At 38.2% G+C, this 5,055-nt stretch carries 6 protein-coding genes; all 6 read right to left on the bottom strand.

Annotated elements, in window-relative coordinates; all coding sequences use genetic code 11:
• Nucleotides 1-110: 110 nt before the first annotated feature.
• The 6 genes from EX191_RS22700 to EX191_RS22665 all read right to left on the bottom strand — a co-directional run bounded on the left by EX191_RS22700 (nt 111) and on the right by EX191_RS22665 (nt 4,901).
• Nucleotides 111-653: a DinB family protein gene (locus tag EX191_RS22700; RefSeq protein ID WP_193448552.1), complete on the bottom strand. Its 543-nt coding sequence runs from the start codon at nt 651-653 to the stop codon at nt 111-113.
• A gap of 145 nt (nt 654-798) precedes the next feature.
• On the bottom strand, nt 799-1,257 hold the full coding sequence (locus EX191_RS22690) for a GNAT family N-acetyltransferase (RefSeq protein WP_193269558.1): 459 nt from the start codon (nt 1,255-1,257) through the stop codon (nt 799-801).
• A gap of 140 nt (nt 1,258-1,397) precedes the next feature.
• Nucleotides 1,398-2,147: an SAM-dependent methyltransferase gene (locus tag EX191_RS22685; protein ID WP_193448551.1), complete on the bottom strand. Its 750-nt coding sequence runs from the start codon at nt 2,145-2,147 to the stop codon at nt 1,398-1,400.
• A 132-nt stretch (nt 2,148-2,279) separates the two neighbouring features.
• Nucleotides 2,280-3,071, bottom strand: coding sequence for a hypothetical protein (locus EX191_RS22680; RefSeq protein WP_193448550.1), 792 nt, complete (start codon nt 3,069-3,071; stop codon nt 2,280-2,282).
• 143 nt (nt 3,072-3,214) lie between these two features.
• Nucleotides 3,215-3,820 (bottom strand): hypothetical protein, encoded by a 606-nt coding sequence (locus EX191_RS22670; RefSeq protein WP_193448549.1) that lies wholly within the window; start codon nt 3,818-3,820, stop codon nt 3,215-3,217.
• 415 nt (nt 3,821-4,235) lie between these two features.
• On the bottom strand, nt 4,236-4,901 hold the full coding sequence (locus EX191_RS22665; protein ID WP_047104086.1) for a hypothetical protein: 666 nt from the start codon (nt 4,899-4,901) through the stop codon (nt 4,236-4,238).
• Nucleotides 4,902-5,055 lie beyond the last annotated feature (154 nt).

Here is a 5,055-nt window from a genome sequence, read left to right as displayed (position 1 = left end):
AAATTAAGGTGTGAACAACGCCGCCACCTTACTTAAACCATTGTGCCATAAACACTAAACCGACTTGAAGTGACGGCGCCAAGCGTTGTGAATCACTCTTAAATTTATTGTTATGTACGTGCTCCCTCTGGCACGATCATAGGCAGGTCGGTACAGCCAAAGTCTAAACCAAACTGACTTAGCAAACAGGTTAGTTGACCTCTATGGTGAGTTTGATGGTTGAAAACATGCTGACAAAATTCACCAACTGTTCGTTCAATCACCTGCCCTTCTGTTGTCGTGTACCTGACTACTTGGTTACAACTATCAGCGGTAAACTGATTAGTGATTTCAATGTAGATTGAGTCTACAAGTTCTCGTAATTCAGAGAGTTCGTCTAGATTCGAAGCGAACGTGTCAGAAACTGACTTAGAAACGGGTAATTTCTCTAAAATGCTAGCTTCAACTGATACCAACTCATTTGCTACAAGGCGCTGCAACATAATCAAGTCACCGAACAAGATATGATTCCAATGAGCCATGATTGTAGGGAAAAATGAGTTGGTGTTCTGATGCAACTGCTCATGAGTCAGCTCACTGCAAACACCAAGTAATTGCTTATTCATTCGCTGATTGTACAGCGCCAACATTCTGAAATTTGAAGATAAATCCATTTGACCTCCAAAGTACATAACGCCTTGTTAAGGTGTGAGGCACGCAATACCGAAGCCTCCGCATACCACCTTAACCACTAAAACCAACGCATAGTAAAAATGCCACGCGTGCCGAATCACTCTTGAACAATTTGTTATGTGCGTGCTAATTGAGGTACTTTTGCCAATGTTGCTGCCCTGCCAAAACTACTCTGTAATCTTCATAGTCCAATGAACTGTAGAGCTTTTTCGCTGCAACATTATCATCACCGACCTCTAGTGTGATTTTGAGGTAATCATTATCACGACAATACTGTTCTATACCATTCAGTTGTGCTTTCCCCACACCTTTACCACGAAAGTTGTCCGACACCATAAAGTCATGAATATTCATCACTCTTTGCGCACGATAAGTTGAGAAAGATTCAAAGCAAACCGCAAAAGCGGCGGGCTTATCGTCGACAAAACTGATAAATCCGTGAAAATAAGGTAATGCAAATAGCTGAGCAATTACTGAGAGATCTAGCTCAACTGAGAATTCAGATAGGTACTCTCTGAACAAAGTCTCGTATATAACTTTATCCTCAACACTTTCTGTTTCGATACGCCTGATTGTGATTTCCATATCCATTTCCACCAAAGCACATAACGCCGCGTTAAGTAGTGAGCAACGCCACCACGAAACTTAACCATACCACCGTAAACACAAAACCCAACGATGGAGTGAAAAATGCCATGCGTTGGGAATCTGTCTTAAACGCTTTGTTATGCCTTTTGTGCTTTTATTAACCACCAAGGTCTACCGTCAAACAATCTAGACCCTACCTCATCTGCTTCGTTTAGAAGAAGATCTACAACTTGCTCCGATAGTTCCGCTCTCAGTCGCTGCTCATTCGCTAACCATTCATGATAGATTGAAGCCCAGTACTCTGAAACACCTGCTCTCTCGATGACTTCAGCTGAATTTACAAAGCCAGAATATGTTAGAGCCTTGTTCCAAGTCTTGCCCAAACGTTTAAATTTTGGAGAGTCAGCTAAAGGGGCACGGGTAGTAAAAAATAACTGCCCACCGTTGTTTAAATGCTCATATATATCTGTTAAAACCGAATATTCATCGCTTGCAAATGGTAGTGCATCAATACTAACTACCATGTCGAAATTACCCTCGAGTTTTTTAATGTAATCAAACGAAGCAACTTCAAAACTCACTTTTTCACATAACCCTTGTTTCTCTGTTCTTTCCCGAGCGAATTGTATTGCTGCAAACGAGCGATCTAATCCTACAACTGTACACCCAAACTCTTTTGCCAACCAAACACTCAAACCACCTGATCCACAACCAAGATCTAAGATCCTTTTAGGTTTTAAATCTCTGATAGTCTCAGCTAGGCTTGCTAATAATTCATTTGTACAACTACTGTATGGCTGAAGATCTTGTGGATAAGAATCACCTACAGCTTTGACCCAGAGGGAATTAAAGAACGTATTTTGAAGTCTCTCTTTATAGCTATCCATGCTTTCTCCGAACTGTCAGAATACCTTGAGGCATAACGCCGCATTAAGGTGTGAGCGGCGCTTGGCTATACTTGAGCGAAGCGAAAATGCCAAGCGTTGCGAATCACTCTTAAATGCTTTGTTAGGCGAATTTTATAAGCGCTCGGTTATCAATACCAAGTCGTCAATATCAGATTTTTTAGGTATATCTAAAGTATCACCATGAACTAAACGATTTCGCTTATCTGCTATTTTAACCAAAAAATCTTCATCATCAGCACTTATTAAACCCAATGTATGAAGCTCTCTTATTAAAAATTTACCAACTATTGGACGTCTATTGGTTGTTGTAGCTAATTGCTGTAATTTTTTACGACCAACTTTTTCGAAATCTATCCACGCAGTAATAAAACAAGTAAAACCAGAAACAAACATATATTCCTCGTTACTGATATGTGGCAAATGACCAACAACAGAGAGAATCATGTCACTGCGTAAATCAAACAGATCAAATTCAAGATCTTTAGCAACCAAAACACCTGCTGCTTCCAATCCAAACTTTGACTTTAATGACAGCATTTTTTGTTGTAACTGAGGAGGAGCACCTTTGTACTTGTCATTCAGTACAAAGTAAAAATTCTTAACAGAACATAACTCATCCCAGTGCTTCAGTAACCCCTCTAGGTCAGTTTCAAGTTTATTAACTGCATCGTTAATGCTTTTCTCAATATTTGAAGGAGCATAAACTTGGTAATAAGTATTTTCACTTTGTATCCAACCATCATTTTTACGATCACCAATGTTCCCATATGGCTTTACAGGTTGAAAATCACGGCTTTTATAGCTCATTATTTTTGAGAAAAGATCCTCAAATCTTTGACCATCTGCTTCATGAATTTGCAGATGGAACATATTTCTAGCAATAGCTAACGAAACATCATTCATGATCAACTTACTCTATTCGCCTAACGCCCTGTTAAGGGGTGAGCAACGCAATACCAATGCCACCGCAACCACCTTAAACACAAAAATCAACGCATGGTAAAAATGCCACGCGTTGCGAATCCCTCTTAAACAGATTGTTATATTTAATTTTTCACTTCAATCAATTTTTTGACTTTATCAAATGGTACTAACCCTGTAGCACCATCCTTTTTGTAATATACGGCTTTTGGAGTAATAAGTAGAACCTCCACCTCTTCGCCTTTTGGCTCTACTTCATCATATAGCTTCATTTTGACAGAACCACCAACTTGAAAAGCTTTTAGACCGTTAGCAAATACTCTCGCTGATAAGTCTTGTGCCGTAAAAGTTACCCCTATTGCAAGAACAAATAGAAAGAAAAGTGATAAAACTTTTAATTTAAACTTACCAAACAAAAACACAGAGTAATGCAAAGCAAGATACATACATATGAGAAGAACAAATATCGGGAAAGATTTATCTTCTGAAGAAACCACAGGATAAAAGACTATAAAAGCCATCATAAAGTTAATGACTGCTAAAAACCAATATGATGAAAATGGAGTTTTATTGCGCTTATTTCCTACATAATTAGACATTAATAGAACTAATGAGCCGAACACCGCAACAGTAGTAATCATCAGTCCAGCTATCATTGTCATAATGAATAAGTTAACAGCAAACAAACTATCAGATATAATTTCATAACTAAAGAAGTCATTCACTGCCATATAGTTAATCAACATAGAATAGCCAAATACCGGAAAAAATATGATGTTAAAAAAGTAATTTGATATCAAGGAGCTTATTATCGAACGAAGCAAATTAGACCCGAAGTTTAACATTGCAGCTATTTTATTTGTCACAACCCAGTATGACGCCTTAAATTTCCTACGAAGAAGTTTTAAATTCATGAAGTTCTATTCCAAAATTATCTAGTTACCAACAACTTTATTCTTAATATTATAATCTGTCAGAATATTAAGACTAATAAATTTAGTGTAAATTCCGAATTAAATATAACGCCGCGTTAAGTAGTGAGCAACGCCCCCACCGAGACTAAACCATTGCGCCTTAAACACAAAACCCAACCTTGAGCTGAGAATGCCAAGCGTTGGGAATCTGTCTTAAACGCTTTGTTAAGTGTTATCTGGGTCTTGTCATCGAAATAGATAGTGATTCACCTGACACGAGATTTCCTTTAAAAACTTTGCCTTCTCGCTGCCGCTTAAGCTTGAACTGGTATACAGAATCAGGTGACTCGACACTAGTTAGTTTAACCATGATCACTGAGTCTTTGGGCTGAAAATCAACCACTTCAAACCAATTAGCAATCTGAGGATTTTTTATGTCCACAGCTCGCATGCGGGAGAATCCATAGTAAGAGTTATTGGAGGTACTATAGTGCAGAATCAATTCATCATCAGCAACGAATTGGTTCTGTTCAACGTTACGAATTTGTATTTCCCACAGCCCTTCATATTCAAACTTGCGCTCAGTAAAAGAGTCTGAATAAACGGCAACACTTGTTCCTAACACAGAAGATATAGCTGCTCCATAGACTGATTTGGCAATCCATTCAGCTCTAAATCGTAACACTGAGGTAGCATCTAGCACCCACAGAAAGACTACTCCTGAAAACAAGGAGATACATATTGAAATCAGTAACTCCGTTGGTGACGGATCTCTAAGGTTAATTCCATAAATAACAGCAGGCATTAATACACCGACCATTATAGCTCCCAGAGCTAAAGTCGATAAACTTAATTGTTGATTCATCAACTTTATCGTATGTTCATTTTCTAACGCCATTCACCACCTCAAAAAGCACGAAAAATCAGTACTACATTTACTTTATAGTCAAGACCCAAATCATACATCAAACCATTGAAACAATGGAGATTTATTAAAAACCCACTAGTTAATGTAATTTCACATTTAGCTCGTGATTAGTAGAGATAACACT

The sequence above is a fragment of the Vibrio chemaguriensis genome, from assembly GCF_012275705.1.
Lineage (GTDB): Bacteria > Pseudomonadota > Gammaproteobacteria > Enterobacterales > Vibrionaceae > Vibrio > Vibrio diabolicus.
The sequence above is the reverse complement of the archived record's forward strand: the minus strand, read 5'-3'. Positions and strand labels throughout refer to the sequence as shown.

What these genes read in the sequence shown, in the direction of transcription:
- EX191_RS22690 (WP_193269558.1), bottom strand. Translation starts at nt 1,257, where the DNA reads ATGGAAATCACAATCAGGCGTATCGAAACAGAAAGTGTTGAGGATAAA.
- EX191_RS22670 (WP_193448549.1), bottom strand. Translation starts at nt 3,820, where the DNA reads ATGGCAGTGAATGACTTCTTTAGTTATGAAATTATATCTGATAGTTTG.
- EX191_RS22700 (WP_193448552.1), bottom strand. Translation starts at nt 653, where the DNA reads ATGGATTTATCTTCAAATTTCAGAATGTTGGCGCTGTACAATCAGCGA.
- EX191_RS22685 (WP_193448551.1), bottom strand. Translation starts at nt 2,147, where the DNA reads ATGGATAGCTATAAAGAGAGACTTCAAAATACGTTCTTTAATTCCCTC.
- EX191_RS22680 (WP_193448550.1), bottom strand. Translation starts at nt 3,071, where the DNA reads ATGAATGATGTTTCGTTAGCTATTGCTAGAAATATGTTCCATCTGCAA.
- EX191_RS22665 (WP_047104086.1), bottom strand. Translation starts at nt 4,901, where the DNA reads ATGGCGTTAGAAAATGAACATACGATAAAGTTGATGAATCAACAATTA.